Source organism: Cupriavidus sp. 09_S30, assembly GCF_056930435.1.
Genome location: NZ_JBXOWI010000001.1, coordinates 438,824 through 465,302, shown reverse-complemented (window position 1 = coordinate 465,302; position 26,479 = coordinate 438,824). Strand labels below are relative to the sequence as shown.

At 66.4% G+C, this 26,479-nt stretch carries 24 protein-coding genes; 8 read left to right on the top strand and 16 right to left on the bottom strand.

Annotated elements, in window-relative coordinates; translation table 11 throughout:
* Window positions 1-4 precede the first annotated feature (4 nt).
* Together AC1Z3O_RS02240 and AC1Z3O_RS02235 are read left to right on the top strand one after the other, a co-directional pair.
* Complete coding sequence (locus tag AC1Z3O_RS02240) at window positions 5-1,069, top strand: CDP-6-deoxy-delta-3,4-glucoseen reductase (RefSeq protein WP_483513175.1); 1,065 nt, start codon at window positions 5-7, stop codon at window positions 1,067-1,069.
* Between the two features lie 280 nt (window positions 1,070-1,349).
* A complete protein-coding gene (locus AC1Z3O_RS02235; protein WP_483513173.1) occupies window positions 1,350-2,540 on the top strand; it encodes an acetylornithine transaminase in 1,191 nt (396 codons plus the stop codon).
* 203 nt (window positions 2,541-2,743) lie between these two features.
* Here the strand turns inward: AC1Z3O_RS02235 and AC1Z3O_RS02230 are convergent, their stop codons facing one another.
* The 8 genes from AC1Z3O_RS02230 to AC1Z3O_RS02195 all read right to left on the bottom strand — a co-directional run bounded on the left by AC1Z3O_RS02230 (window position 2,744) and on the right by AC1Z3O_RS02195 (window position 11,416).
* Window positions 2,744-3,697, bottom strand: a complete 954-nt coding sequence (locus AC1Z3O_RS02230) for an IS110 family RNA-guided transposase (protein WP_483513172.1) — start codon at window positions 3,695-3,697, stop codon at window positions 2,744-2,746.
* A 401-nt stretch (window positions 3,698-4,098) separates the two neighbouring features.
* A complete protein-coding gene (locus AC1Z3O_RS02225; RefSeq protein ID WP_483513170.1) occupies window positions 4,099-4,824 on the bottom strand; it encodes an ABC transporter ATP-binding protein in 726 nt (241 codons plus the stop codon).
* A 17-nt stretch (window positions 4,825-4,841) separates the two neighbouring features.
* Window positions 4,842-5,618: an ABC transporter ATP-binding protein gene (locus AC1Z3O_RS02220; protein WP_483513168.1), complete on the bottom strand. Its 777-nt coding sequence runs from the start codon at window positions 5,616-5,618 to the stop codon at window positions 4,842-4,844.
* 13 nt (window positions 5,619-5,631) lie between these two features.
* Window positions 5,632-6,792, bottom strand: a complete 1,161-nt coding sequence (locus AC1Z3O_RS02215; protein WP_483513166.1) for an ABC transporter permease subunit — start codon at window positions 6,790-6,792, stop codon at window positions 5,632-5,634.
* Between the two features lie 13 nt (window positions 6,793-6,805).
* Window positions 6,806-7,741, bottom strand: a complete 936-nt coding sequence (locus AC1Z3O_RS02210; protein WP_483513164.1) for a branched-chain amino acid ABC transporter permease — start codon at window positions 7,739-7,741, stop codon at window positions 6,806-6,808.
* Window positions 7,742-7,956: 215 nt separating this feature from the next.
* Window positions 7,957-9,156 (bottom strand): branched-chain amino acid ABC transporter substrate-binding protein, encoded by a 1,200-nt coding sequence (locus AC1Z3O_RS02205; protein WP_483513162.1) that lies wholly within the window; start codon window positions 9,154-9,156, stop codon window positions 7,957-7,959.
* A 735-nt stretch (window positions 9,157-9,891) separates the two neighbouring features.
* On the bottom strand, window positions 9,892-10,851 hold the full coding sequence (gene ispH, locus AC1Z3O_RS02200) for a 4-hydroxy-3-methylbut-2-enyl diphosphate reductase (RefSeq protein ID WP_483513161.1): 960 nt from the start codon (window positions 10,849-10,851) through the stop codon (window positions 9,892-9,894).
* Between the two features lie 73 nt (window positions 10,852-10,924).
* A complete protein-coding gene (locus AC1Z3O_RS02195) occupies window positions 10,925-11,416 on the bottom strand; it encodes an FKBP-type peptidyl-prolyl cis-trans isomerase (protein WP_483513159.1) in 492 nt (163 codons plus the stop codon).
* An 80-nt stretch (window positions 11,417-11,496) separates the two neighbouring features.
* Here AC1Z3O_RS02195 and radC point away from each other — a divergent pair, with 80 nt between their 5' ends.
* The 4 genes from radC (at window position 11,497) to nadB (ending at window position 14,550) form a co-directional block, all read left to right on the top strand.
* Entirely contained in the window at window positions 11,497-12,171 is a 675-nt protein-coding gene (gene radC / locus AC1Z3O_RS02190; RefSeq protein WP_483513158.1) for a RadC family protein, read from the top strand.
* A gap of 214 nt (window positions 12,172-12,385) precedes the next feature.
* Entirely contained in the window at window positions 12,386-12,619 is a 234-nt protein-coding gene (gene rpmB / locus AC1Z3O_RS02185; RefSeq protein ID WP_006575661.1) for a 50S ribosomal protein L28, read from the top strand.
* 13 nt (window positions 12,620-12,632) lie between these two features.
* Window positions 12,633-12,803: a 50S ribosomal protein L33 gene (gene rpmG, locus AC1Z3O_RS02180; RefSeq protein WP_010814980.1), complete on the top strand. Its 171-nt coding sequence runs from the start codon at window positions 12,633-12,635 to the stop codon at window positions 12,801-12,803.
* Between the two features lie 157 nt (window positions 12,804-12,960).
* Window positions 12,961-14,550 carry an L-aspartate oxidase gene (gene nadB, locus AC1Z3O_RS02175; RefSeq protein ID WP_483513154.1) on the top strand — a complete coding sequence of 530 codons (1,590 nt, stop codon included), beginning with the start codon at window positions 12,961-12,963 and terminating at the stop codon, window positions 14,548-14,550.
* Window positions 14,551-14,633: 83 nt separating this feature from the next.
* Here the strand turns inward: nadB and nadC are convergent, their stop codons facing one another.
* The 7 genes from nadC to purN all read right to left on the bottom strand — a co-directional run bounded on the left by nadC (window position 14,634) and on the right by purN (window position 22,491).
* Complete coding sequence (gene nadC, locus AC1Z3O_RS02170) at window positions 14,634-15,506, bottom strand: carboxylating nicotinate-nucleotide diphosphorylase (protein ID WP_483513152.1); 873 nt, start codon at window positions 15,504-15,506, stop codon at window positions 14,634-14,636.
* On the bottom strand, window positions 15,503-16,657 hold the full coding sequence (gene nadA, locus AC1Z3O_RS02165) for a quinolinate synthase NadA (RefSeq protein ID WP_483513150.1): 1,155 nt from the start codon (window positions 16,655-16,657) through the stop codon (window positions 15,503-15,505). The genes nadC and nadA overlap by 4 nt, the downstream gene beginning before the upstream one ends.
* Before the next feature lie 174 nt (window positions 16,658-16,831).
* Window positions 16,832-18,022 carry a DesA family fatty acid desaturase gene (locus AC1Z3O_RS02160; RefSeq protein WP_483513148.1) on the bottom strand — a complete coding sequence of 397 codons (1,191 nt, stop codon included), beginning with the start codon at window positions 18,020-18,022 and terminating at the stop codon, window positions 16,832-16,834.
* 347 nt (window positions 18,023-18,369) lie between these two features.
* Window positions 18,370-19,782 (bottom strand): mechanosensitive ion channel family protein, encoded by a 1,413-nt coding sequence (locus tag AC1Z3O_RS02155; protein ID WP_483513146.1) that lies wholly within the window; start codon window positions 19,780-19,782, stop codon window positions 18,370-18,372.
* Window positions 19,783-19,818: 36 nt separating this feature from the next.
* Window positions 19,819-20,397 carry a phospholipase D family nuclease gene (locus AC1Z3O_RS02150; protein ID WP_483513144.1) on the bottom strand — a complete coding sequence of 193 codons (579 nt, stop codon included), beginning with the start codon at window positions 20,395-20,397 and terminating at the stop codon, window positions 19,819-19,821.
* Between the two features lie 19 nt (window positions 20,398-20,416).
* Window positions 20,417-21,841 (bottom strand): RsmB/NOP family class I SAM-dependent RNA methyltransferase, encoded by a 1,425-nt coding sequence (locus tag AC1Z3O_RS02145; protein ID WP_483513142.1) that lies wholly within the window; start codon window positions 21,839-21,841, stop codon window positions 20,417-20,419.
* Window positions 21,838-22,491 (bottom strand): phosphoribosylglycinamide formyltransferase, encoded by a 654-nt coding sequence (purN, locus tag AC1Z3O_RS02140; RefSeq protein WP_483513141.1) that lies wholly within the window; start codon window positions 22,489-22,491, stop codon window positions 21,838-21,840. Before purN ends, AC1Z3O_RS02145 begins: the two co-directional genes overlap by 4 nt.
* Before the next feature lie 252 nt (window positions 22,492-22,743).
* On the opposite strand from purN, the gene AC1Z3O_RS02135 reads away from it, so the two are divergent.
* Window positions 22,744-23,403, top strand: coding sequence for a response regulator (locus AC1Z3O_RS02135; RefSeq protein WP_483513139.1), 660 nt, complete (start codon window positions 22,744-22,746; stop codon window positions 23,401-23,403).
* Window positions 23,404-23,476: 73 nt separating this feature from the next.
* Here the strand turns inward: AC1Z3O_RS02135 and AC1Z3O_RS02130 are convergent, their stop codons facing one another.
* Window positions 23,477-25,267: a sensor histidine kinase gene (locus AC1Z3O_RS02130; protein ID WP_483513138.1), complete on the bottom strand. Its 1,791-nt coding sequence runs from the start codon at window positions 25,265-25,267 to the stop codon at window positions 23,477-23,479.
* Between the two features lie 184 nt (window positions 25,268-25,451).
* Between AC1Z3O_RS02130 and AC1Z3O_RS02125 the strand changes: the two genes are divergently transcribed.
* The gene (locus tag AC1Z3O_RS02125) at window positions 25,452-26,447 is read left to right on the top strand and encodes a bifunctional riboflavin kinase/FAD synthetase (RefSeq protein ID WP_483513136.1); all 996 of its coding nucleotides are present in this window, start codon (window positions 25,452-25,454) and stop codon (window positions 26,445-26,447) included.
* Window positions 26,448-26,479: the final 32 nt, after the last annotated feature.

The window sequence follows — 26,479 nt, the reverse complement described above, 5'->3', positions numbered from 1 at the left end:
GATTATGGCTTATCAAGTTACCGTCATGCCGAGCGGCCGCCAGTTCGAGGCGGCCGCCGACGAAACCATCCTGAGCGCGGCGCTGCGCCAGAGCATCGGCCTGCCCTACGGCTGCAAGAACGGCGCCTGCGGCTCGTGCAAGGGCCTGGTGGTCAGCGGCAGCGTGGTACAGGGCGACCACGCCGCCTCCGCGCTGACCTCGCAGGAACAGACCGAGGGCGGCGCCCTCTTCTGCTGCGCCACGGCCAGCTCCGACATCACCATCGAATGCCGCGAGGTGCACGGCGCCGGCGACATCCCCATCAAGAAGGTACCCTGCCGCGTGGTGGGACTCGAGCGCGTGGCCGAGGACGTGGTGGTCACCCGCCTGCAGTTGCCCGCCACCGAGCGCCTGCAGTACCTGGCCGGCCAGTACGTGGAATTCCTGCTGCGCGACGGCAAGCGCCGCAGCTACTCGATCGCCACCCCCCCGCACGAGGAAGGTCCGCTCGAACTGCATATCCGCCACATGCCCGGCGGCGTGTTCACCGACTACGTGTTCGGTGCCAAGGAAGGCGCGCCGGTCATGAAGGAGCGCGACATCCTGCGTTTCGAAGGCCCGCTGGGCAGCTTCTTCCTGCGCGAGGATTCCGACAAACCCATCATCCTGCTGGCCTCGGGCACCGGCTTCGCCCCGATCAAGGCCATCGTCGAGCACGCCGCCTACACCGGCATCGCACGGCCGATGACGCTCTACTGGGGCGGACGCCGCCCGCGCGACCTGTACATGCACGCATTGTGCGAGAAGTGGGCGCAGGAACTGCCCAATTTCCGCTACGTGCCGGTGGTCTCCGACGCGCTGCCCGAAGACCAGTGGCAGGGCCGCACGGGCTTCGTGCACCAGGCGGTGATGGCCGACCATGCCGACCTGTCCGGCCACGAGGTCTACGCCTGCGGCGCACCGGTGATGGTCAACGCCGCCCGGCGCGACTTCACTTCGGCCTGCCGCCTGCACGAGGACGCCTTCTTTGCCGACTCGTTCACCTCGGAAGCAGACCTGCATCCGGCGGGCGCGAAGCCGGCCGCCTGAGCGCCCTGCCGAGCGTTCCGTTCACGCAACAGTACCGCCGCCATGCCCGGGACCGCCGAAATTCGTTTTGACACCCGGGCGCATGCGTCTTATATTTGCCGCCATGAACCACGCCATCGTCCGACGCAGCTTCCGTACGTTGCTCCCCTCCGGGGTGCCACGCGGCTGACCGTCGACAGCGTCTGTTCAGGTCAACAAGCCACGGGCAACCCCCGTGGCTTTTTGTTTTTTTCGCTGGCTTTCCGCCTTCTCCGAATCACGCCGACCCTTGGAGTCTGCCATGGCATTTGCTGATGAGTATCCCGTCCAATCCCTGATGTACATCACCAACCGGCCCGAGCTGGTCTTCACCGAAGGCAAGGGTTCCTGGTTGACGGATCAGAACGGCAAGCGCTACCTGGATTTCGTGCAGGGCTGGGCGGTCAACTGCCTGGGCCATTCCAACCCCGGCATGATCGAAGCGCTGACCGCGCAGGCCCACAAGATCATCAACCCGAGCCCGGCGTTCTACAACGCGCCGATGATCCAGCTGGCCAAGCTGCTGACCGACAACAGCGGCTTCGACAAGGTCTTCTTCGCCAACAGCGGCGCCGAGGCCAACGAAGGCGCGATCAAGCTGGCGCGCAAATGGGGCCGCAAGCACAAGGACGGCGCCTACGAGATCATCACCATGGACCACAGCTTCCATGGCCGCACCCTCGCCACCATGAGCGCGTCGGGCAAGGCGGGCTGGGACACGCTGTTCGCGCCGCAGGTGCCGGGCTTCCCCAAGGCCGAGCTGAACGACCTGGCTTCGGTCGAAGCGCTGATCAACGAGAAGACCGTCGGCATCATGCTGGAGCCGGTGCAGGGCGAAGGCGGCGTGATTCCCGCCACGCGCGAATTCATGCAGGGCCTGCGCGCGCTGGCCGACAAGCACAAGCTGCTGCTCATCGTCGACGAAGTGCAGACCGGCTGCGGCCGCTGCGGCACGCTGTTCGCGCATGAACTGTCCGGCGTGCAGCCTGACATCATGACGCTCGGCAAGGGCATCGGCGGCGGCGTGCCGCTGTCCGCGCTGATGTGCACCGCCGCGGTGGCCAGCTTCGAAGCCGGCGACCAGGGCGGCACCTACAACGGCAATCCGCTGATGACCGCGGTGGGCTGCTCGGTGATCGAACAGCTGACCGCTCCTGGCTTCCTGCAGAGCGTGCAGGATAAAGGCGCCTACCTGCGCGAGCAGCTGCTGGCGCTGTCCGGCGAGTTCAGCCTGGGCGGCGAGCGCGGCGAGGGCCTGCTGCGCGCGCTGGTGCTGAACCGCGACATCGGGCCGCAACTGGTGGAAGAAGCACGCGAGATGCAGCCGCACGGCCTGCTGCTGAATGCGCCGCGCCCCAGCCTGCTGCGCTTCATGCCGGCGCTGAACGTCGAGCGCGAAGAGATCGACCAGATGATCGGCATGCTGCGCGGGCTGCTGAAGAAGCTGGCCTGAGCGGGACGCGGAAAGGATGCGCCACTACCGCACGCAAAGCATGAGGTAGTGGCTTCCTCTCCCGCAAGCGGGAGAGGGAGCAATCCGGCGCGACGCGAAAGTCCATCGCACCAGCCGAAGCCGACTGGATGCGCCAACGCCAATCGCCAAGCATAGTGTCCTGGCTCCCTCTCCCCTCATGGGGAGAGCAACCGTCTTGCCCGTCAAGCGTGGGTAGCGGGATTCCAGGCGCAGCGATGCTTGGCCATGGCGTTTAGCATGCCCAGGACTTTACGCATCGCTGCAACCAGCGCCACCTTCTTGCGCTTGCCAGCAGCAACCAGCCGCTCGTAGAAGACCCGCACCACCGGGTTATGCCGGACCGCTACCAGCGTAGCCATATACAGCGTGCGGCGCACGTCCGAACGCCCGCCCCAAATCGAGCGCTGCCCCCGCATCTTCCCTGAATCTCGATTCAGCGGTGCCACGCCGACCAGCGCGGCGATGCGCCTGCGATCCAGGTGCCCCAACTCAGGCAACTCGGCCAGCAGGACAGCCGCGCTGGCCGCGCCAACCCCCGGCATACTGATCAGGATGGCCGCCAGCTCGGCATGATGCTGCCGCACATGTTCGGCAACTTCCGTCTCGCTGTCATCCAGTTCCGCCTTCAGGAACTCGATGAGTCGCTCGATACTCGGGCGTGCTGCCGCATGCGAGATGCGTAGCCTCTGACGTTCGCTAGTCAGCATCTGGACTAACTGGCGTCGCCGCAATACCAACGCTTGCAGGCGCTGCAACTGCGCATCGGCCAATGGCTTGATGAAGCGCTCCCGCTCCGGGTGCCGGTATAACACCCGGCCAAACTCCGCCAGCATGCGCGCGTCGAGAGCATCAGTCTTGGCTAGCGTCCCCATGGCGCGGGCAAAGTCGCGTGCCTGGCGCGGGTTGACCACCGCCACTGCAAGACCTGCGGCCTGCAGTGCGCACGCGGCCTCGAACTCGTAGCCGCCCGTGGCTTCAAGCACCACTATGGCCGGCTTCTGCGCAGTCAACTCTGTCACCAGTTGCTCAATGCCGGGGGTGTCATTGCTGATCTGCCAACTTCCTGATTGCGCGCTGCTAGCCACCTCTAGCATCTGGCTAGCGACATCAATGCCGATGAACAGGTCTTCGGACACGTCCTTTCGCTCCCTTCCTTGTTTATGCGAACTGTGAATTCCTACAACCGTTCGGGCTGCAAGAAAGGACGGTCCGGCTCAGATCCCAGTGCTCTCCCGCGGGCTCTTTTTGTCCCAGAGGGCGGTCGGGCTACTGAGCCGGTCCGATTCCCAGTCGTAAAGATACAAGGGCGGGGGTGAGGGGTGGTCTAGCAAGGCGCCACGCCTAAACGAAGCCGTCGGTGTGATCCAGCATCGCAAGGCCAAGACGAAGCCCGCGGTGTTGTCCAGCACGTCGCCGCTCGCCAGCGCCCGCCCTCACCCCCAGCCCCTCTCCCGCAAGCGGGAGAGGGGAGCAAACCGGCGCGGGGCGAAAGCCAACGCGCCAGCAAACCCGCGGCAAGGAGAAGGCCGCCCTGGCCTCACTCCCCTCCCTCTCCAAGATACGCCGCCCTCACCTTCGGATCGTCCAGCATCTGCTTGGCCTCGCCGCTCATCGTGATCAGCCCCGACTCCATCACGTAGCCGCGGTGCGCCGCCTGCAGCGCCAGCCGCGCGTTCTGCTCGACCAGCAGCACCGTCACGCCCTGGCCGGAGATATCGCGCACCACCTCGAAGATCTTCTCCACCATGATGGGCGACAGGCCCATCGAAGGCTCGTCCAGCAGCAGCAGCTTGGGCTGGCTCATCAGCGCACGCGCCATCGCCAGCATCTGCTGTTCGCCGCCCGACATGGTGCCGGCCAGCTGGTTGGCGCGCTCCTTCAGGCGCGGGAAGATGCCGAACATGCGCTCGACGTCGGCCTTGATGCCGGCCTCGTCGGTGCGCGTGTAGGCGCCCATCTGCAGGTTCTCGGTGATGGTCATGCGCGCGAACACACCGCGCCCTTCCGGTACCATCGCCAGGCCCTGCTTGAGCAGCGTGTAGCTGGGCACGCCCTTGATGGACTTGCCCATGTACTCCACGTCGCCGCCGGCCCAGCCCTGCAGCCCGGTGACGGCCTTCATCGTCGTGGTCTTGCCGGCGCCGTTCGCGCCGATCAGCGTGACGAACTCGCCGTCCTGGATCTCCAGGTCGATGCCCTTGACCGCCTGGATGCCACCGTAGGCAACCTTCAGGCCCGCAATCTTCAGAATCGTTTGTTTCATATGCCGTCCTCCCGCCCTTAGTGCGCCGCAGCGCCGAGGTATGCCTCGATCACGGCGGGATTGCTCTGCACTTCATGCGGCAGCCCCTGCGCGATGACCTTGCCGTAGTCGAGCACGGTCAGGCGGTCGCACAGGCCCATCACCAGTTTCACGTCGTGCTCGATCAGCAGGATGGTCTTGCCATCGCTGCGGATCTTGTCGAGCAGGCCGCGTAACTCCACCTTCTCGGTCGCGTTCATGCCCGCTGCCGGCTCGTCCAGCGCCAGCAGCTTGGGCTCGGTGGCCATCGCACGCGCGATCTCCAGCCGGCGCTGGTGGCCGTAGGACAGGTTGCGCGAGGTGAAGTTGGCGTACTTGCCGATGCCCACATAGTCCAGCAGGTCGTGCGCCATGTCTTCCACCGCCTCCTCTTCGCGGCGCACCGCGGGCGGACGGAAGATGGCACCGAACAGGCCGGCCTTGGTGCGCACGTGGCGCCCCACCATCACGTTCTCCAGCGCCGTCATGTCGCCGAACAAGCGGATGTTCTGGAAGGTGCGGGCGATGCCGGCCTTGGCCACCTCATGCACGGCGGTGGGCTGATAGGCCTCGCCGGCCAGCCGGAACTCGCCGGAGTCCGGGTTGTACAGGCCGGTGATGACGTTGAAGAAGGTGGTCTTGCCGGCGCCATTGGGGCCGATCAGGCCGTAGATCTCGCCTGGCTTGATCTGCAGGCCCACATCGGACAGCGCCTGCAGGCCGCCGAAACGCTTGTTGACCCCCTGTACGGACAGGAGGAAGTTGTCATTGCTCATCGTATCCTCCTGCTCAGAAACGGCCAACCGTGCCCGCGCGGCGCACCACGGGGCGGTCTTCCTTGCGCGGCGAAGGCCACAGGCCCGCCGGGCGGTACAGCATCACGCCCACCATCGCCAGCCCGAAGAGCAACTGGCGCAGCACCTCGGCATCGACGATCACCGACCCGAACAGCATGTTCTGCACCGGCCCCGCCGTGGCGCGCAGCAATTCCTGGAAGCCCACCAGCAGGATGCCGCCGAGGATCACGCCGGGGATATGGCCCATGCCGCCGAGCACCACGATGGCCAGCACGTAGATGGATTCCCACAACACGAAGGATTCCGGCGAGACGAAGCCTTGGAAGGAGCTGAACACCGCGCCCGACACGCCACCGAAGGAAGCGCCCATGGCGAAGGCAAGCAGCTTGATATTGCGGGTGTTGATGCCCATCGCCTTGGCGGCGATCTCGTCTTCGCGGATGGCCACCCAGGCGCGGCCAATGCGCGAGTTCTGCAGCCGCAGGCAGATGAAGACGATGATCGCCACCAGCGCCACCAGCAGGTAGTAATACAGGAACACGGGCGTGAGCTTCAGGCCGAAGATGTCATGCGTCTTGGAAAAGTCGAAGCCTAACAGGCGTATCGGCTCCACCCCGGTAATACCCTTGGGTCCGTTGGTGATGTTGAGCGGGCGATCCAGGTTGTTCAGGAAGATGCGGATGATCTCGCCGAAGCCCAACGTGACGATGGCCAGGTAGTCCCCGCGCAGCTTCAGCGTGGGCGCGCCGAGCAGCACGCCGAACGTGGCCGCGACCAGCACCGCGAGGGGCAGCACCCACCACACGCTGACATGCAGCCCGTGGGGGAACAGCTGGTGGATCCACTCGAACTGGTTGGACAGGTGCGGCGAGCCCAGCAGCGCCATCAGGTAGGCACCGACCGCGTAGAACGCGATATAGCCCAGGTCGAGCAGGCCGGCGAAGCCCACCACGATGTTCAGGCCGAGCGCCAGCATGATGTAGATCAGCGCGAAGTCCATCACGCGGACCCAGTAGTTGCCGCCCAGCGTCTGCACGATGAACGGCGCGCACAGCGCCACGACGAGGAGGGCAAGCAGCGCCACCAGGGTCTTGGCGGGCGTGCGCGAAGGCGCTGCCGCCTGCGTTGCGGAGGAGGGAATCTGGGTAGTCATGATGCAGTTCTCCTCACGCGCGTTCGGCCACGCGTTCGCCCATGATGCCGGACGGACGGAACACCAGCACGGTGATCAGCACGATGAACGCGAACACGTCCTGGTAGTTCGAGCCGAACACCCCGTTGGTCAGGTCGCCGATGTAGCCGGCCCCGAGCGCCTCGATCATGCCCAGCAGCATGCCGCCGACCATGGCTCCCGCCAGGTTGCCGATGCCGCCCAGCACCGCCGCCGTGAAGGCCTTCAGGCCGGGAATGAAGCCCATGTAGAAGTGCGCGTTACCGTAGTTCGTCGCCATCATCACGCCGGCCAGCGCCGCCAGCGTTGCGCCGATCATGAACGTGGCCGAGATCACGAAGTTCGGGTTCACGCCCATCAGCCCGGCCACCTTCTGGTTCTCGGCCGTGGCGCGCATGGCGCGGCCCAGCTTGGTGCGGTTGACCAGTGCCAGCAGGCCGGACATCACGATCAGCGCCATGGCGATGATGACGATCTCCTTGCCAGTGATGGTGGCGCCGGTGGAGCCGATGTCGATCGGCTCGGCGGGCAGCAGTTGCGGGAAGGTCAGCGGATTGCGCGACCAGATCATCATCGCCAACGTCTGCAGGATGATGGAAACGCCGATCGCGGTGATCAGCGGCGCCAGTCGCGGCGCATTACGCAGCGGCCGATAGGCGACGCGCTCGATGGTGTAGGCCAGCACCGCGCAAACCGGCATCGCGACCAGCGTGGCAATCACCAGCACCAGCCAGTCGGGCAGGCCGGGTGCGAATTTTTGAAGACCGAGGATCACCGACAGCGCGGTCATCGCGCCGAACATCAGCACGTCGCCATGGGCGAAGTTGATGATGCCGAGAATGCCGTAAACCATGGTGTAGCCAAGTGCGATCAGCGCATAGATGCTGCCGAGCACCAGGCCGTTCACGATCTGCTGGATAAAGATATCCATGAAGAGCTCCTACTTCAGCCCCAGGCCTTGCGGCACGGCATGGTGTGGATGCCGGGGGCGGTGGTACGTGACGGGTTGGGTAACGAAAAGTCGATAGCTGGTAAGCTGCCTGCCCTGCGCCGTCCCTGGTAAGGACGATGCCACGAGGGGCGAGGCGAAAAAAACGGCACCGCAAGGTCCTCACGGTGCCGTCCATTCGGGCCGATAAACCCAGATTACATCTTCACGACGTCAAGTACAGTCTTCTTCTTGTCCTTGTACTCGTACAGCGTGATGGTGCCCTCCTTCATGTCGCCCTTCTCGTCGAAGGCGATGTTGCCGATCAGGCCCTTGTAGTTGGTCTTGGGCATCTCGGCCAGGATGGCGGCCGGGTCGGTCGAATTGGCGCGCTTCATCGCGTCGACGATGACCATCACGGCGTCATAGGTGAACGGCGCGTAGATCTGCACCGGCGACTTGAAGCGAGCCTCGTAGCGCTTCTCGAAATCCGCGCCCTGCTCCATCTTCGACAGCGCCAGGCCGGCTTCCGAGCAGATGATGTTCGACACCGCGTCGCCGGCCAGTTCGGCCACCTTGTCGGTACAGACACCATCGCCGCCGACGATCTTGGCACCGATGCCCAGTTCCTTCGCCTGCTTGGCGAACGGGCCGCCGGTGGCGTCCATGCCGCCGTACATGATCACGTCGGGCTTCTTGCCCTTGATCTTGGTCAGGATGGCCTTGAAGTCGGTGGCCTTGTCGTTGGTGGCCTCGCGCGCCACCACGTTGACGCCGGCGGCCTTGATGGTCTTCTCGAACTCGTCGGCCAGGCCCTTGCCGTAGGCGGTGGCATCGTCGACGATGGCCACGCTCTTGGCATGCAGGTTCTTGGCCGCATAGTTGGCCAGCGCCGGGCCCTGCTGGGCATCGGTGGCAACCACGCGGAAGGTGGTCTTGAAGCCCTGCTTGGTGTAGTCGGGGTTGGTCGACGACGGCGAGATCTGCACGATGCCGGCATCGCTGTAGATCTTGGAGGCCGGGATGGAGACGCCCGAATTCAGGTGGCCCACCACGGCGACGACCTTCTCGTCCACCAGCTTCTGCGCGACGGCGGTGCCGGTCTTCGGGTCGGCGGCGTCGTCCTCGCCCACCAGCTCCAGCTTGATCTTCTTGCCGCCGATCTCCAGGCCCTTCTGGTTGACCTCCTCCACGGCCAGGCGGGCGCCGTTTTCGTTGTCCTTGCCCAGGTGGGCGATGCCGCCGGTCAGGGGCGCGGCGTGGCCGATCTTGACGACCACTTCGCCGCCCCCGGCCTGCGCGGCAGCCGCGGGCGCCGAGGCTGCCGATTCGGCAGGCTTTTCCTCTTTCTTGCCACAACCTGCGACCAGTGCCACAGCTGCTGCGAGCGGCACGATCTTGGCCAACGTGATTTGCATGAGTGATCTCCTAGGATTCACAAGACAGGGAACTGCAACGCCTCCCAGACGTTTCCCCTGAACCGCCTTATGTTTTGTTTCAATTTGAAACGCGCGCATTGTATCCCCTTTCTTTGCGGACGCAATATGCGACGCAACAACCCGATTCAATAACCCGTTAATCGAGCTAGGGAATTTCCCCAATGCCCAGATTGGGGCAATTCCCGCCTAGAGGACGGCTCCCCGCCTACAACCTAACAAGATTCATGCCCAAGCCATTCAAACTGGCGTTTTGTTTAGGAAGCCGCACCCAGACACTTCTGAATTAATTATGTGCTCCATTCCTATAAGGGTACGCCAATTCCTAATGTGCAGAATATTGCGCTCGCACCATAATAGGGAAAACCCGATAAATGGGGATTACCCTGATTTGTCTTTCGCCACAGACAGGCGGGAGTAATCCCGCACTGGTTTCGTGCGCAATACGGCACGCAAAGCGCGCATACCGATTTGCGGCACCGAAGCGGCGCCACGCATCGCAACGATGCAGCGGGATGCGAAGGAAAGGCTCGCGGGGGAAGGCGGATCGCGAATGGCGATTCGCGCAAGACGCTGCCCCGGTCGCAAGGGAAGCGGAATGCGGAAAGGAAATGCGGAAAGCGATTCAGGCGGGGGATGCCGCCAGATCGGGATCGGCGGCACGCCCGCGAACGGTGCGGGCGGCAGCGGCCGGGCCTTGCACCCGGCCGGGACGGATCAGGTCGGGTCGACCTGCAGGCCGCGCGGCAGCGGGAAGGACATGTTCTCCTCGATGCCCTCCAAGGCGCGGACCTGCGTGGCGCCGAGCGTGCGCAGGCGCTCCACGATGGACTGGGCCAGCGCCTCGGGTGCCGACGCGCCCGCGGTCAGGCCGATGCGGCGCTTGCCGGCCACCCATTCGGCCTGCACCTGGTCGGGCGAGTCCACCATATAGGCAGGCACGCCCAGACGCGCCGCCAGTTCGCGCAAGCGGTTCGAGTTGGAGCTGTTCGGGCTGCCAACGACGATCACCACCTCCACCTTGGGTGCCATGAACTTGACGGCGTCCTGGCGGTTCTGCGTGGCGTAGCAGATGTCCTGCTTCTTCGGCTCCTTGACCTGCGGGAAGCGCGTCTTGAGCGCCGCCACGATCTCCTGGGTCTCGTCGACCGACAGGGTGGTCTGGGTCACGTAGGCCAGGCGCGAAGGATCGGTGACCTGCAGACGCTGCACGTCCTCGGCCGACTCCACCAGCAGCATGCCGGCTTCGACCTGCCCCATGGTGCCTTCCACCTCCGGGTGGCCCTTGTGGCCGATCATCACGATCTCGCAGCCCTCGGCGCGCATCTTGCCGACCTCGACGTGGACCTTGGTCACGAGCGGGCAGGTAGCGTCGAACACGGTCAGCCCGCGCGCAGCGGCCTCGTCGCGCACCTGGCGCGACACACCGTGGGCGCTGAAGATCACGGTCGAGCCCTCCGGCACCTCGGCCAGGTCGTCGATGAAGATGGCGCCCTTCTCGCGCAGCTGGGCCACCACATAGGCGTTGTGGACGATCTCGTGGCGCACGTAGATCGGCGCGCCGAAGCGCAGCAGCGCGCGCTCGACGATCTCGATGGCGCGGTCGACGCCCGCGCAGAAGCCTCGCGGCTGTGCCAGCAGGATCTCGGCGTCGTTGGCGGTGTTGAGTTCAGGCATGCTGAAGTTCTTACGGAAGGCCGTCGGCGGCGAGCGGGCAAATGCCGCGCTCAAGCCGCCAGGCGGCGGAGCATCAGAGGATACCGATCAGCTGGACGTCGAACAGGATCGCCTGCCCGGCCAGCGGATGGTTGAAGTCGAACAAGGCCGAGGTCGGGCCGATCTCCTTGAGCACGCCGGCGTACTTGCCGCCGCCCGGCGCGTTGAATTCCACCAGGTCGCCCGGCGCGTAGTCCTCCTCGAAGGAGCTGTTCTCGCGCAGGGTCGTCAGCGAGACGCGTTGCAGCAACTCGGGGTTGCGCGGCCCGAAGGCCTGTTCCGCCGCGAGCCGATACGTGGTGCGCTCGCCTTCGGGCATGCCCAGCAGCGCCTGCTCCAGCGTGGGCGCCATCTGCCCCTGCCCGAGCAGCAGCGTGGCGGGCTTGTCCTCGAACGTGCTGACGATTTCCGTGCCGTTCTCGAGGGAAATGCTGTAGTGGAGGGTCAGGAAGGAATCCGCCTGCACGGTCTTGCGGCCGGGGGCCTGCCCGTCCGCTGCCTCCGAGGCAAAAGTTTGCACATTCATGGGTGTTCAACCGGTAAACAACCGCTATTGTAAGCGACCAGGGCCAAACCCGCCCTAACCGTTCCACTGGAGACCGCGCGATGTCCATCACCGACTGGCCGGCCGACGAGCGGCCACGTGAAAAACTGCTTCAGAACGGGGCACCCAGCCTTTCCGATGCCGAGCTGCTGGCGGTATTCCTGCGTGTGGGCGTGGCGGGCAAGACCGCCGTGGACCTGGCGCGCGAGCTGATCGGCGGCTTCGGCTCGCTGTCGCGCCTGTTCGCGGCGGACGCCGCCGCACTGGCGCAAGTGCGGGGCATGGGGCATGCGAAATACGCGCAACTGCAGGCCGCGCTCGAACTGACGCGGCGCGCGCTGGCCGAAGACCTGCGGCTGGCGACCGACCTCGCCTCGCCGCAGGCGGTGCGCGACTATCTGCGCCTGTCGATCGCCCACCTGCCCTATGAAGTCTTCATGTGCCTCTTCCTCGACGCGCGCAACCGGCTGCTGTCCAGCGAGGAACTGTTCCGCGGCACACTGACGCACACGAGCGTCTATCCTCGCGAGGTGGCTCGGCGGGCGCTCGCGCACAATGCAGCCGCGGTGATCGTGGCGCATAATCATCCCTCGGGCAACGCCACGCCCAGCCAGTCCGACCTCGACATGACGCGCAGCCTGGCGCGGACTCTAGCCCTGATCGATGTCCAGGTGCTGGATCACTTCATCGTTACCGCCGGCGCCGCCTACTCGCTGGCCGAGCACCATCAGCTCTGATCCGGCGAAGGGGCATGCGGGGTGGCTCAGGCGTAACATGTGGTGCGCGCCACCTCGCGGCACGGCGGCGAAAGCCCAGAACTTCTTGATCTACCTTGCGATTTCGGTTTACAATGCTCGTTTTGCTGAAGTCCCAACCGCTGCAGTCCGGGCCCGTGCGCCTTCTGTTGATCTGTTGCGACATTGTCCACGAATAGAGATTTAGGAGTGCTTCATGGCACGCGTCTGTCAAGTGACCGGGAAAGCGCCGATGGTCGGCAACAACGTTTCCCACGCGAACAACAAGACCAAGCGTCGTTTTCTGCCCAATCTGCAGAACCGCCGCTTCTTCGTTGAATCGGAAAACCGCTGGGTGAGCCTGCGCGTCTCGAACGCCGGCCTGCGCCTGATCGACAAGAAAGGCATCGACTCCGTGCTCGCCGACCTGCGCGCACGTGGCGAAGTCTAATTAGGAGTACACCATGGCCAGCAAAGGCGGACGCGACAAGATCAAACTGGAATCCACCGCGGGTACCGGTCACTTCTACACCACGACCAAGAACAAGCGCACCATGCCGGAAAAGATGGAGATCATGAAGTTCGATCCCGTCGCCCGCAAGCACGTCGCTTACAAGGAAACCAAGATCAAGTAATCGATCCTGGTCATCCTTCGCATGCCGTCAGGCATGCAGGCAAAAAGCCCCGCCAGTGCGGGGCTTTTTTGCGTCCGGCGCCAGCATAGCGGGTGTACACTTTTCAGCTTTCCCGCCTCCTCCGCGCACGCTCACGCATTTGCGCCCTTCCCGCATCATGAACTTCGACGTCGCCATTGTCGGCAGCGGACTCGCCGGACTTACGGTCGCGCTGCAACTGGCCGAGACCCATCGGGTCGTCATTCTCTGCAAACGCGCCATGACCCAGGGCGCGAGCGACTGGGCCCAGGGCGGCATCGCCGCCGTGCTCGATTCCGGCGACAGCCATGACGAGCATGTCCAGGACACCCTGGTGGCGGGTGCCGGCCTGTGCGACGAGGAAGCGACGCGCTATATCGTTGAGCACGGCCGCGAAACGATCCAGTGGCTGATCGACCGCGGCGTGCCGTTCACCAAGGACGAACAGGCCGAACTGGGCTTCCACCTGACGCGAGAGGGGGGTCACAGCCGCCGGCGGATCATCCACGCCGCTGACGCGACCGGGCATGCGGTGGTCAGCACGCTGACCGAGCAGGCGCGCAAGCACCCCAATATCACCATCCTCGAGGACCACTGCGCGATCGACCTGATCACGGCAAGCAAGCTCGGCCTGCCGGGCAAGCGCTGCTACGGCCTCTATGTGCTCGATGACGCCAGCGGCCGCGTGCGCACCATCACGGCTACGCACACGGTGCTGGCCACCGGCGGCGCGGGCAAGGTTTACCTGTACACCACCAATCCCGACACCGCCACCGGCGACGGCATCGCCATGGCCTGGCGCGCGGGCTGCCGGGTGTCGAACATGGAGTTCATCCAGTTCCACCCCACCTGCCTGTACCACCCCTACGCCAAGTCCTTCCTGATCTCCGAAGCGGTGCGCGGCGAAGGCGGCCTGCTGCGGCTGCCCGACGGGACCCGCTTCATGCCGGCGCACGACGCGCGCGCCGAACTGGCGCCCCGCGACGTGGTGGCGCGAGCCATCGACTTCGAGATGAAGAAACACGGCCTGGATTGCGTCCACCTGGACATCAGCCACCAGCCGGAAGCCTTCCTGCGCGAGCACTTCCCCACCATCCACGCACGCTGCCTGGAGCTGGGCATCGACATCGCGCGCGAGCCGATTCCGGTCGTGCCGGCTGCCCACTACACCTGCGGCGGCGTGGTGACCGACACGGCCGGGCGCACCGACCTCGCCAACCTGTACGCGGTCGGCGAAACCGCCTGCACCGGCCTGCACGGCGCCAACCGCCTCGCCTCCAACTCGCTGCTCGAATGCATGGTGATCGGGCGCGCGGCGGCCGAGCACATGGCGTCGCAGGGCAAGACCGGCAAGCCCGATATCGCGCTGCCGGCCTGGGACGAGAGCCGCGTCTCCGACGCCGACGAGGAAGTGGTGGTGTCGCACAACTGGGACGAGCTGCGCCGCATGATGTGGAACTACGTGGGCATCGTGCGCACCAGCAAGCGCCTGGAACGTGCCCAGCACCGCATCGGGCTGCTGCGCGAAGAAATCGGCGAGTACTACGCCAACTTCCGCGTGACGCGCGACCTGCTGGAACTGCGCAACCTGGTCGAGGTCAGCTCGCTGATCGTCGACAGCGCCTACTCCCGCCACGAAAGCCGCGGCCTGCATTTCAGCCGCGACTACCCGGACACGCTGCCCAAGGCATTGCCGACCGTCATGCAACCGCCCGCGCGGCGCAGGTAAGCAACAGGAAAGAAGGGAAAAGAGGGAAAGAAGAAGGCTGTTGCCGGCCGCCAGCGGCCGGCAACATGCGCGAGCGCGCAGGTCTACTCGACGATCCGCAACGAGTAATCCGTCGCGCGCACGTCCTTGGTCAGGGCCCCTACCGAGATCCGGTCCACGCCGGTCTCGGCAAAGGCGCGGATGGTCTCGTGGTTGACGCCGCCCGACACTTCCAGCAGCGCTCGCCCGGCATTGATGCGCACGGCCTCGCGCATCATCGGCTCGGTGAAGTTGTCGATCAGGATCGAGACCGCTCCGGCGTCCAGCGCTTCTTCCAGTTCGGCCAGCGTTTCCACCTCGACCTGCACCGGCGCACCGCTGCCGAGCCCGGCGGCGGCCCGCAGCGCAGCGGTGATCCCACCGGCGGCGGCGATATGGTTTTCCTTGATCAGGATGCCGTCGTAGAGGGCCAGGCGCTGGTTCTCGCCACCGCCCACCTTGACCGCGTATTTCTGCGCCAGGCGCAGCCCCGGCAAGGTCTTGCGGGTGTCGAGCACGCGCGCGCGCGTGCCCGCCACCAGGTCGGCGTAGCGGCGCGTGGCGGTGGCCACGCCGGACAGCAGTTGCAGGAAGTTCAGCGACGGCCGCTCGGCTGTCAGCAGCGAGCGCGCAGGCCCGGCAATCTCGCAGACCACCGAGTCGGGCGCCATCAGCGCACCTTCCTGCTGCAGCCAGCGCACCTGCAACTGCGGGTCGACCGCGCGCATGCAGGCGTCGAACCACGGCTGGCCGCACAGCACCGCCTGCTCCCGCACGATGACGCGGGCGCGCGCCGCCTTGTCCGCGGGAACCAGCATGCCGGTCAGGTCGCCGCTGCCCACGTCCTCGGCAATGGCCGCCTGGACGTTGGCAGCCAACGCGGCCGCGAGGGCCGGGCCGTAGCTATCGAAGATCGGATTGATGCTGGCCGCGCTCATGCCGGACCCACTCCCTGGAAAAGCGCCTGCTCCTTGGCCAGGTCGGCCGAGGGACGCACGTTGGCCTTCTGCGCGGCGGCGAAGCCGAGCATGCGGTCGATGCAGGTATAGGCCTGGCGGCCGAGCTGCGCATCGACATGGATCTCGTTGCGCCCGGTCTCGAGCACCTCGGCCAGGTTGGTCAAGGCGTTCATGGCCATCCACGGGCAATGCGCGCAGCTCTTGCAGGTAGCACTGTTGCCGGCGGTGGGCGCCTCGATGAAATGCTTGCCGGGCGCGGCCATGCGCATCTTGTGCAGGATGCCGTTGTCGGTGGCGACGATGAACTCGCGCGCGTCCAGCGATTGCGCGGCCGCGATCAGCTGCGAGGTGGAACCGACCACGTCGGCCTGGGCCACCACGCTGGCCGGCGATTCCGGATGCACCAGGATCTTGGCCTTGGGGAATTCGCGCCGCAGCAGGTCGAGCTCGATGCCCTTGAACTCGTCATGCACCAGGCAGGATCCCTGCCACAGCAGCATGTCGGCGCCGGTCTGCTGCTGGATATAGCCGCCCAGGTGCTTGTCGGGCGCCCACAGGATCTTCTCGCCGCGGGCATGCAGATGCTCGACGATCTTCAGGCCGATGCTGGAGGTCACCATCCAGTCGGCGCGCGCCTTCACGGCAGCGCTGGTGTTGGCGTAGACCACCACTGTGCGGTCGGGATGGGCGTCGCAGAAGGCCGCGAACTCGTCGGCCGGGCAGCCCAGGTCGAGCGAGCAGGTCGCATCCAGGTCCGGCATCAGGATGGTCTTCTCCGGGCTCAGGATCTTGGCGGTCTCGCCCATGAAGCGCACGCCCGCCACCACCAGCGTCTTGGCCGGGTGGTCGCGGCCGAAGCGGGCCATCTCCAGGGAATCGGACACGCAGCCACCGGTTTCCTCGGCCAGGTCCTGCAGGTCGGCATCCACGTAGTAGTGGGCCACCAGCACAGCGTCGCGCGCCTTGAGCAGCGCGCGGATGCGCGCCTTGAGATCGCTGCGCTGGTCGGCCGTCAGTGCCGGCGGCACCTTGGCCCAGGCATGGGCCACGCAGCTGCCGCCGGCCGCGCCGGCGTCATCCGCCAGGTTCGGCTTCTCGAACTCGACGGTCTTGATCGTCTCTGGGGTCATTTCGTACTACTCCCTCCACTACTCCCGGTGCTTCCCGGTGCTCCTCTTGTCGCTCGGCGGCTCCGGCAGGCCCGCGAGATCTGCGGATACAACATGGGTGCAGTCTAGCGAAAAGAAAAGCCCCGCCAAGGGGCGGGGCTTTTCTCGAGCCTTTCGGGCGCGGGCCTGATTGTATCAGGCGTAGCGGCGCAGGCGCAGCGAAAACTCCTGCAGCGCCTGGATGCCGCTGGCCTCGGCGCGCTGGCACCAGGCCTGCAGCTGCTGCAGCAACTGTTCGCGCGTCAGGTTGGAGCGGCCCCAGATCGCGGCCAGCTCGCGGCGCATTTCCACGAAGGTATGCAGCGACTTGTTCTGCTGGACGATGTCCGCCAGTTGCTCGCGCTGCGTGGCGGCCAGCTTGCCTTCCTCGCGGTGGAACCACTTGCGGGCCGGCTTGAAGTCGCGGTAGGCGGGCAGGCTGCCGGCCTTCAGCTTGTGCAGCTCTTCCTTGTAGGCGGTCTTGACGGCCTTGGCGTAGCGGGCCATCACGTCGTAGCGGTTGGCGATGATCGCCTCCAGCGTATTTTCGTCGACCGGACGGGCTGCCACCAGGCGTGCCTTGGGCGGCGTCTTCTTCACCTTGGCCAGGCCGACCGCCTGCATCGCGCGGATATAGCCCCAGCCGATGTCGAACTCGTACCACTTGATCGAGAACTTGGCCGAGGTCGGATAGGTGTGGTGGTTGTTGTGCAGCTCTTCGCCACCGATGATGATGCCCCACGGCGACACGTTGGTGGACGCATCTTCGCAGTCGTAGTTGCGGTAGCCCCAGAAGTGGCCCAGGCCGTTGATGATGCCGGCGGCGTGGATCGGGATCCACAGCATCTGCACCGCCCAGACGGTCAGGCCGATCACGCCGAACAGCGCCACGTCGATGATCAGCATCAGGCCCACGCCCTGCCAGCCGAAACGCGAGTACACATTGCGCTCGACCCAGTCGTCGGGCGTGCCGTGACCGAACTTGGTGATGGTTTCCTTGTTCTTGGCCTCGGCGCGGTACAGCTCGGCGCCTTCCAGCAGCACCTTGCGGATGCCGCGGGTCTGCGGGCTGTGCGGGTCGTCCGCGGTCTCGCACTTGGCGTGGTGCTTGCGGTGGATCGCGGTCCACTCTTTGGTCACCATGCCCGTGGTCAGCCACAGCCAGAAGCGGAAGAAATGCTGCGCAACCGGGTGCAGGTCCAGCGAGCGGTGGGCCATGCAGCGGTGCAGGAAGATGGTAACGCCGCAGATGGTGATGTGAGTCACCACCAGCGTGTAGATCACGATCTCCCACCAGGACCAGTTGGCAAGGCCGTTGGCGGCCCAGTCAAGAATAGTGTCGAACAAACCGTTCTCCGTCGATTAAACAGGGTACAGCCGTGCGTCGCGATGGCGCGGCGCACGCGTGAAGCAGAAAAAGGACTGCAAATCAGGTGATTGCGATATATCCGGAGGCGTCTGCCACGGGCCCTGCCTGTCTCGGCGGAATCCCCTGGTGCGCCTGCCTGGCGCCAGCCTTGGCTGGCGAGACGGGGCACGAGCCGCTGCAATCCGGCGGCTGTCTCATGTGGGGTCGGGACGCCTAGGCAGCCCACGACAACTCGTAATTCTACCGGATCGCGTGGTGCCGGACATCCGCTTTTTCCCGAGTTTGACGGACCGCAACGGTTTTCGTTCTCGCAGTGTACTAAATATCACATCTTGCTGTTTTCGTACGCATGTTGCATCACCTTCAGTGCGCCCTCGGCGTCATGGCCGGGCGCCGGCCCTCCCTGGTCCTGGCCCAGTACGCGCACCTCGCGTTGCGGGTAGGGGATGGAAATGCCCTGCTCGCGCAACGCACGCCAGATGGCCCGGTTCATCGCTGACTGCACCCCGAGCTTGCCGTTCTGCGGGTCGGCGATATAGCCGGCCACTTCGTACTCGATGCCGCTGTCCGCGAACTGCACCAGGAAGGCGCTCGGCGCCGGCGTTTCGAGCAGGCGCGGAATGCCGCGCACGCACTCGGCCAGCAGCGCCAGCACGGTCTCGGGGTCGGCGTCGTAGTCCGCCTGCACACGCGTGGCGACGCGGACATTGGAATTGGAGAAGGAATGATTCTGTACCGCCTGCGCCACCAGCTGCTCGTTCGGCACCAGCGTCTCGCCGTCGCCGTTGCGCACCACCGTGTAGCGGGTGCGGATCTGCGACACGATGCCGGTGTACTTGTCCACCGTGATCTGGTCGCCCAGCTTGACGGAGCGGTCGAGCAGGATGATGAAGCCCGAGATGTAGTTGCTGGCGATCTTCTGCAGGCCGAGGCCCAGGCCGACGCCCAGCGCGCCGCCGAAGACCGACAGCACGGTCAGGTCGATGCCGACCAGCGACAGGCTGAGCAGCAGCGAGACGAGCAGCAACAGCGCCTTCGCGATGCGCGTGAGCACCATCTTCAGGTTGCTGTCCAGTCCGTGCGCGCGCATCAGCCGCTCTTCCAGCCAGGAGCCGAACCACATCGCGACCAGCACCGTCAGGAGGATCCAGACGACCGCCATCAGCGTATCGGCGAGATTGACCTGCTGCTTGCCCCCCACCGAGAAGCGCACCGATTCCATCCAGCCCACCACGTCCCCCAGCACGCCGAGGACATAGAGCAGCATGGCGCACCACACCAGGGTGGTCAGCACCTTCTCGACCAGCATCAGCAGGCTGTGCAGCTGGCCCGCGCCGGACAGCACGCGGCGCAGGATGTAGAAGGCGAAGTAAAGGAAGCTGATGCCGAACAGGGGCACCAGGGCCAGCTTCAGCACGCTGACCGACATCAGCGGCGCCAGCCCGGAGCGGGCACCCAGCACCAGCAGCCAGCCGAACAGCGGGAACATGGCGCGCTCGAGGCTGGCAGCGGCAAAGCGCAGCGCAAAGCTGGAGCCCTGGTAGTGCGCCTCCAGCCGCTTGTTCACGAAGCGCGCCAGCAGCCAGGCCAACAGCAGGCAGAAGACGAGCACGGCGAGCTGCCAGATGAAACCCGGGCCGCCGGCATCGCGGATCAGGTCATCGAGCATCTTGCCGAACATGGAGTGCGTGACCTTGAGGTCGGCCACGTTCAGGTCGGTCAGGGTATTGCTGTTCATTGATGGGTCCTTGCGGACGGATCGGTTGGGGCGTGGTCAGCGTGTGCCGTTGTCCACGGACGCGCCGTAAGGCAGCGCTTCGTCGGCATGCCGCTGCCAGTTGCGCGCATACAGGCGCGCCAGTTCGGGGTGGCCACGCAGCACCAGCACGTTCTCGGCGTTCTTGCGCTGCGCGCCTTGCGTGAAATTGAAGCTGCCGGTGATCAGCACGGGCTCGGCGCCGTCGGCATCGACCACCACGACCTTGTTGTGCGCATTGGCAAAGCGCACCTCCAGCCGCACCGGAATGCCCACGCTGGCCAGCTCCGGCACGCGGCTGCCGCCCTGGCGCATCATCTGCTCGCGGTCGGCCAGCACCCGCACGTCGACGCCGCGGCCATGCGCGGCGACCAGCGCGCGCACGATGGCCCGGTTCGACAGCAGGTAGGCCTGCACCAGCACCTGCTGGCGCGCGCCGTCGATGGCGCCCGAGATCAGGCCTTCGATGTCGTCGCCGGGCGTGAAGGCCGCCTGCACGGTACCGCGCGCGGGCAGCACCGGCGGTGCCGCGACTGCCGGCCCGCCGGCGGCGGCCAGCAGCCACCCGGCGCACAGCAGCGCCATGGCCCGGCGCATGCCCCGCCGGCAGGCGCGCTCAGCGCTGCCGCTCGAGCACCGCGGCGAAAAAGCCATCGGTCTGGTGCAGGTGGGGGTACAGCGCGAACATCTCGCCTTCGGCCGCCGGCGGCGTCAGCGTGATCTTCTGCTCGGCCAGCACCTCTGCCGCCGGCACCAGGCGGAAGTCCGGATGGGCGGCGAGGAAATCGCGCACGATCGCCTCGTTCTCCGCCTCCAGCACGCTGCACGTGGCATAGACGACCCGGCCGCCCGCCTTGACCAGCCGTGCGGCCGAGTCGAGGATGGCGCTCTGCTTGGCACTCAGCTCCAGCACCGACTGCGGCGTCTGCCGCCATTTCAGGTCCGGATTGCGGCGCAGCGTACCCAGGCCGCTGCAGGGCGCATCCACCAGCACGCGGTCGATCTTGCCGGCCAGTCGCTTGATCTTGGCGTCATGCTCGGAATCGATCAGCACCGGATGCACGTTCGACAGGCCGCTGCGGGCCAGGCGCGGCTTCAGGTTGGCCAGGCGCTTTTCCGACACGTCGAAGGCGTAGAGCCGGCCGGTGGAGCGCATCGCCGCGCCCAAGGCCAGCGTCTTGCCGCCGGCGCCGGCGCAGAAGTCGACCACCATCTCGCCGCGCCGCGGTGCCAGCAGCTGGCACAACAGCTGGCTGCCCTCGTCCTGCACTTCGACCAGCCCGTTGACGAACAGCGGCAGCTTGTTCAGCGCCGGCTTGCCTGACAGGCGGATGCCGGCAGGCGCCATCGGCGTGGGCTCGGCGCGCAGCCCGGCGGCGGCGAGCTCGGCCAGCGCATCTTCGCGCGAGCCCTTGAGCAGGTTGACGCGCAGATCCAGCGGCGCCGGGCGCAGCCAGGCATCGGCCAGGGCGCCGGTGAAGGCTTCGCCGTAGCGCGCGACGAGATCGTCGTACAGCCATTCCGGCAGGTTGGCGCGCACGCGCGGTGCCAGGCTGGCCCGCTCGATGGTGGTCAGGCGGTCCAGCCACTCGGCCTCGTCGGGCGAGAGGAAAGACGTCAGCATGTCCCGGCCCTGGGTGGCGGCCAGGCCCAGCAGGGCCAGGCGGCGCGCCGCCGCGCCCGAGCCACTCTCGGCGAACTGGGCGAACTCGACGCGCCGGCGCAATACGGCGAACACTGCCTCCGCGATGATGCCGCGCTCACGGTGGCCGAGCTTGGGATTCTCGCGGAAATAGTAGCTGACCACGGCATCGGCCGGCCGCGCGAACAGCATCACCTTGCCGAGCAGCCGGTCGATATGCTGGATATGGGAGGCGTGCAGGCCGCCGTGGACCGACCGGCCCTCGCCGGCCGGGCGGGCCGGCTGGCGCAGTGGCGAGGCCTTGCGCTGCTTGCCGCGGCCGGGCTGGCGCGCGTCTTCGCGACCCTCGCGGCCTTCGCGGCCGGAACGGGGTCCATTGGTGTTGTTGTTACGGCTCATTGCGTTACCTCCGCGCCACGCAGTTCGAATAGAAGTTGCGGCTCAGGCGGCTCGACCCGCACAACGCCACCATTGACGCGCAGGCGGTCCTGCACGAACCAGCGCACCGCGCGCGGGTAGATCCGATGCTCGCAGGCGAGCAGCCGCTCAGCCAGCGATTCCGGCGTATCGCCGGCCAGCACGTCGATCGCGGCCTGCACCACGATCGGGCCATGGTCGAGCTGCGGGGTGACGAAGTGCACCGAGGCACCGTGCACCTTGACCCCCGCCTCCAGCGCCTGGCGATGGGTATGCAGGCCAGGAAAGCTGGGCAGCAGCGAGGGATGGATGTTCAGCATGCGCCCGGCAAAGTGTTTGACGAATCCGTCCGTCAGGATGCGCATGAAGCCGGCCAGCACCACCAGGTCAGGGGCATGGGCGTCGATGGCGGCGGCCAGGGCCGCGTCGAAGGCGGCCCGGTCGGGGTACTGGCGGTGGTCCACCACGCCGGTGGCGATGCCCTGCGCGGCCGCGAAGGCCAGGCCAGCCGCATCCGGCCGGCTGGCGATCACCGCCGCCACGCGGGCCGGCCAGCCTTCGCCGGCGCAGGCTCGGACGATGGCCTCCATATTGGAGCCTCGCCCGGAAATCAGGATAACGATGTTTTTCATCGCGCAATTCTACCAAGGCGGCGCACCTCTCCTGCGGTAGACTTCGTTCAGCAGCCGCTTAAAAGACCGGAAACCCGCGCCGTCAATGGCCTGTAGCACAGCAGACACAGTCCAGCTACACCCGAATGATGGATTGTGACGCTTCGCCCCCTCTGCTAGCATGGCCCTACGTCCGCGCGTCGGCCTTGTCTTCCTGATAGGACATTATCGATGACAAAAAAGGGCGAAACGGGAAATTAGACGGGAATAAGTATGTCGAACGCAGCACCGACGCTGTTGGTGGTCGATGATCATCCTATGGCCCTCTCCGGAACGACCGCCTTCCTGGCGGAAGTCATGCCTGATGTCGCGGTACACGCGGCAGGCAGCGCACGCGAGGCACTCTGCAGCCTGCAGGAGGGCCTGCGGCCGGATATCGTCCTGCTGGACATCTGGCTCAACGACGGCACCGGCTTCGATGCCATGCAGTCGTTCAAGACCGTGATCCCCGGTGCGCGCTTTATCTTCATGTCCGCCGAGGCCACGCCCGAGATCGTCGGCCGCGCACGGGCATTATCTGCCTGCGGCTTCGTCGGCAAGCACCTGGACGCCAACGCTTTCACCGCCGCCGTGCGGAAAGTGCTGGCCGGCGACACGGCCTTCCCGACCGACGAAGCACTGAGCGGACACGCGCAGTCCTTCGGGCCCGCCCACGGCATTCCCGTCACGCCCGCCGAACTGGGCCTGACGCCGCGCCAGGGCGCGGTACTGGCGCTGGTGCTGGAGGGGCTGCCGAACAAAGTGATCGCGCGCCGCCTCGGCCTGACCGAGAACACGGTCAAGGAGCACGTATCCGCCATCCTCCAGCGCCTGGGCGTGCGCACGCGCATGCAGGTGATGTCGCGCATGGAACGGTTCCGCCTGCGCCAGTGAGCGCGGGCCCGGCAGCCCGCGCGCCACGTCGCGGGAACGGCCGGCAGGAGCCAGCAGGCCGGCGCCCGCCGCCTCAGGCGGGATGCAGCCAGCGCCTGAGCAACAGGCGCAGCGAGGCCGGGTCGACCGGCTTGGGCAGCACGAAGTAACCCGCTTCCTCGGCCGCGGCCAGCGCATCCGATTTCAGATCGCCCGTCAGCAGCGCGCTGCGCGCCTGCGGCTGCGTGTTCTGCCAGCGCTCCAGCAGGTCCAGCCCGTTCTCGCTGCCGGGCAGGCGCAGGTCGCAGAAAATGATGTCCGGGCGCAGGCCTTTAGCGAACAGCCGGTCGGCGTCGGCGCCATCCGCGGCGCAGGCGACCTGGATACCCCAGGCTTCCATCAGCGCGATCCACGCCGTGCGGATCTGGTTGTCGTCGTCGACCACCAGCACCGTGCCGCGCAGGCTCTCGATGCGGGCATCCTCGGCGCGCGCGGCGTCGCGGCCGGCGCGGATCGTCGCAACCGTGTCGGCCGGCACCGGCGCCAGCGCGAACCAGAACACCGAGCCGCGCCCAGGCACGGAGCGCACGCCGTAGGTGCCGCGCATCAGCCGCACGCACTCCTTGAAGATGGCCAGCCCCAGCCCCAGGCCATGGGACGGATCGCGCTCCGGATTGGCGACCTGGTAATAGGGCGAGAAGATGTCGGGCAGGTGCTCCGGCGTGATGCCGGCGCCCGTATCCCACACCTCCAGCCGGACATGCTTGCGCCGCTGGCGCGCGGTCACCAGCACGCCGCCGCGCTTGGTGTAGCGCAATGCGTTCTGCACCAGGTTGAACAGGGCGCGGCGCAGCAGCACAGGCTCGGCCATCGCGTACAGTTCCTCGGGCACGCGCGCCGTCAGCGACAGGTTGCCTTCACGCGCGTCGGCCGCGAACTGGCTGTTCACGTCGCGGATCAGGCTGCCCAGTTCGCACGGCTCGAGCGTGGGCAGCACCTTGCGGCCCTCCAGCTTGGACAGGTCGAGCAGCGAGCGGAACAGCAGGTCGATGGTCTGCGTGCCAGCGGCAACCTGTTCCACCAGCGGGTGCAAGGAGGATGACTGGTTGCGCGCGCGCAGCGCCTCGACCAGCATCACCAGCGCGTGCACGGGCTGGCGCAGATCGTGGCTGGCGGCGGCCAGGAAGCGCGACTTTTCCTCGCTGGCGTGCAACGCCCTCTCCTTTTCTTCCTGGAAACGCTTGGCCAGGCGCCGGCTGTCGCTTTCGAGCTGGATCGCCCTGACCAGGGTGTGGTGCAGGTTCAGCGCATGCCGCGCCAGCATAAACACATAGACCAGCAGCAGCATCTGCACGTAGACGCTATGGTCGGGAAATGCCAGCTCGGCCAGCAGCAGGTTGGGCACCAGGATGGGGACGCCGACATAGATCAGGTTGCTCGGCACGGGCGACTGCGCGGTCGCGCTGCCGGCCAGCACGCCCAGCGTCAGCAGGTAGAGCACGCTGGAGAAGACCGTCGAAGCGGTATACAAGTGCAGCAAGGCCGAGCTGCCCCAGGTCAGGCCGGTCAGGAAGGCCAGCGCGCGCATGTGCTTCCACCACTTGCGCGTGTGTGCCGAACGGCTCATGGTCGTAGCATCGCGGCGGTAGCCGAGATAGAACCAGGCGGCCACCAGGGTCAGCGACATCATCACCGCGCACCAGGCCAGCAGGGCCCCCTGCACGGCGGCCTTCCAGAAGGCGACGGCGGTCAGCAACGGCAGCAGCGTCGACGCCACGATAGCCGTGGGCGTGACGCGATGGACGGTGGCAAGCAGCTTCGCGCGGGTCTCGATGTCGAGCGGCGGGCCGGGCGGCGGCAGGAATCGGTTGAGCAGCGCGTTCAAGAGGAGGCGTGAGCAACAATGCGATCGGCCATATCATGCCTACTTTTAGCCTCCGGCGCCACGCTGAAATGCATTGGCAAGCACAAAATTCTACGGCTGACGCCCCGGAACCAGGCCGGCGGCAGTCCCTGCCTCCCATTCGCCTTATAATGCTCGCTTTACCCGAACGCTTGTCGCCGTCCTCGTGAAAGTCTTCCGCGGCCTGCCCAACGCCGAGAGCCGGGCGCCCTGCGCGCTCACCATCGGCAATTTCGACGGTGTGCATCGCGGCCACCAGTCGCTGCTCGCGCGCGCGCGCGCGGCTGCCGACGCGCGCGGCCTGCCGCTGTGCGTGATGACATTCGAGCCGCACCCGCGCGAATTCTTCATGCCCGAGCGCGCGCCGACCCGCATCGCCCTGCTGCGCGACAAGCTGGAAAGCCTGCGCCGCAACGGCGTGGACCGCGTGGTGGTGGAGCATTTCAACGCCCACTTCGCCGGCCAGTCGCCGCAGGCATTCGTCGAGAACGTGCTGTGGCACGGCCTGCATGCCCGCTGGGTGCTGGTGGGCGACGACTTCCGCTTCGGCGCCAAGCGCGCGGGCGACTTCACCTACCTGCAGGAGGCCGGCAAGCACTTCGGCTTCGATGTCGAGCAGATGGGCTCGGTCTCCGAGGGCGGAGTGCGCATCTCCAGCTCGGCCGTGCGCCAGGCGCTGGCCGACGGCGACCTGGAGCACGCCCGCCGCCTGCTGGGCCACGGCTACGCCATCAGCGGCCACATCATCCACGGCCGCAAGCTGGGGCGCGACCTGGGCTTCCCGACACTGAACCTGCGCATCTCGCACAAGCGGCCGGCGGTCAATGGCATCTTCGTGGTCCAGGTCCATGGCCTGGCCGAGCACCCGCTGCCCGGCGTGGCCAGCATCGGCGTGCGTCCGACCGTCGAGGACGCCGGCCGCGTGCTGCTCGAGGTGCACCTGTTCGACTTCAGCGGCGACCTGTACGGCAAGCTGGTGCGCGTGGAATTCATGAAGAAGCTGCGCGAGGAGGCCCGCTTCGACAGCCTCGACGCCTTGACGGCGGCCATCGCCAAGGATTGCACCGATGCCCGCGAGTTCTTCGGCCTGACCGTTCCCGCCACGCCGGAGACCGGCGCCGGCCGCGACTTCGCGACATCCGCGACCGACCGAATTAGCTAGCGGCCGCATCCCGCCCGGCAGCGGGATGCGGG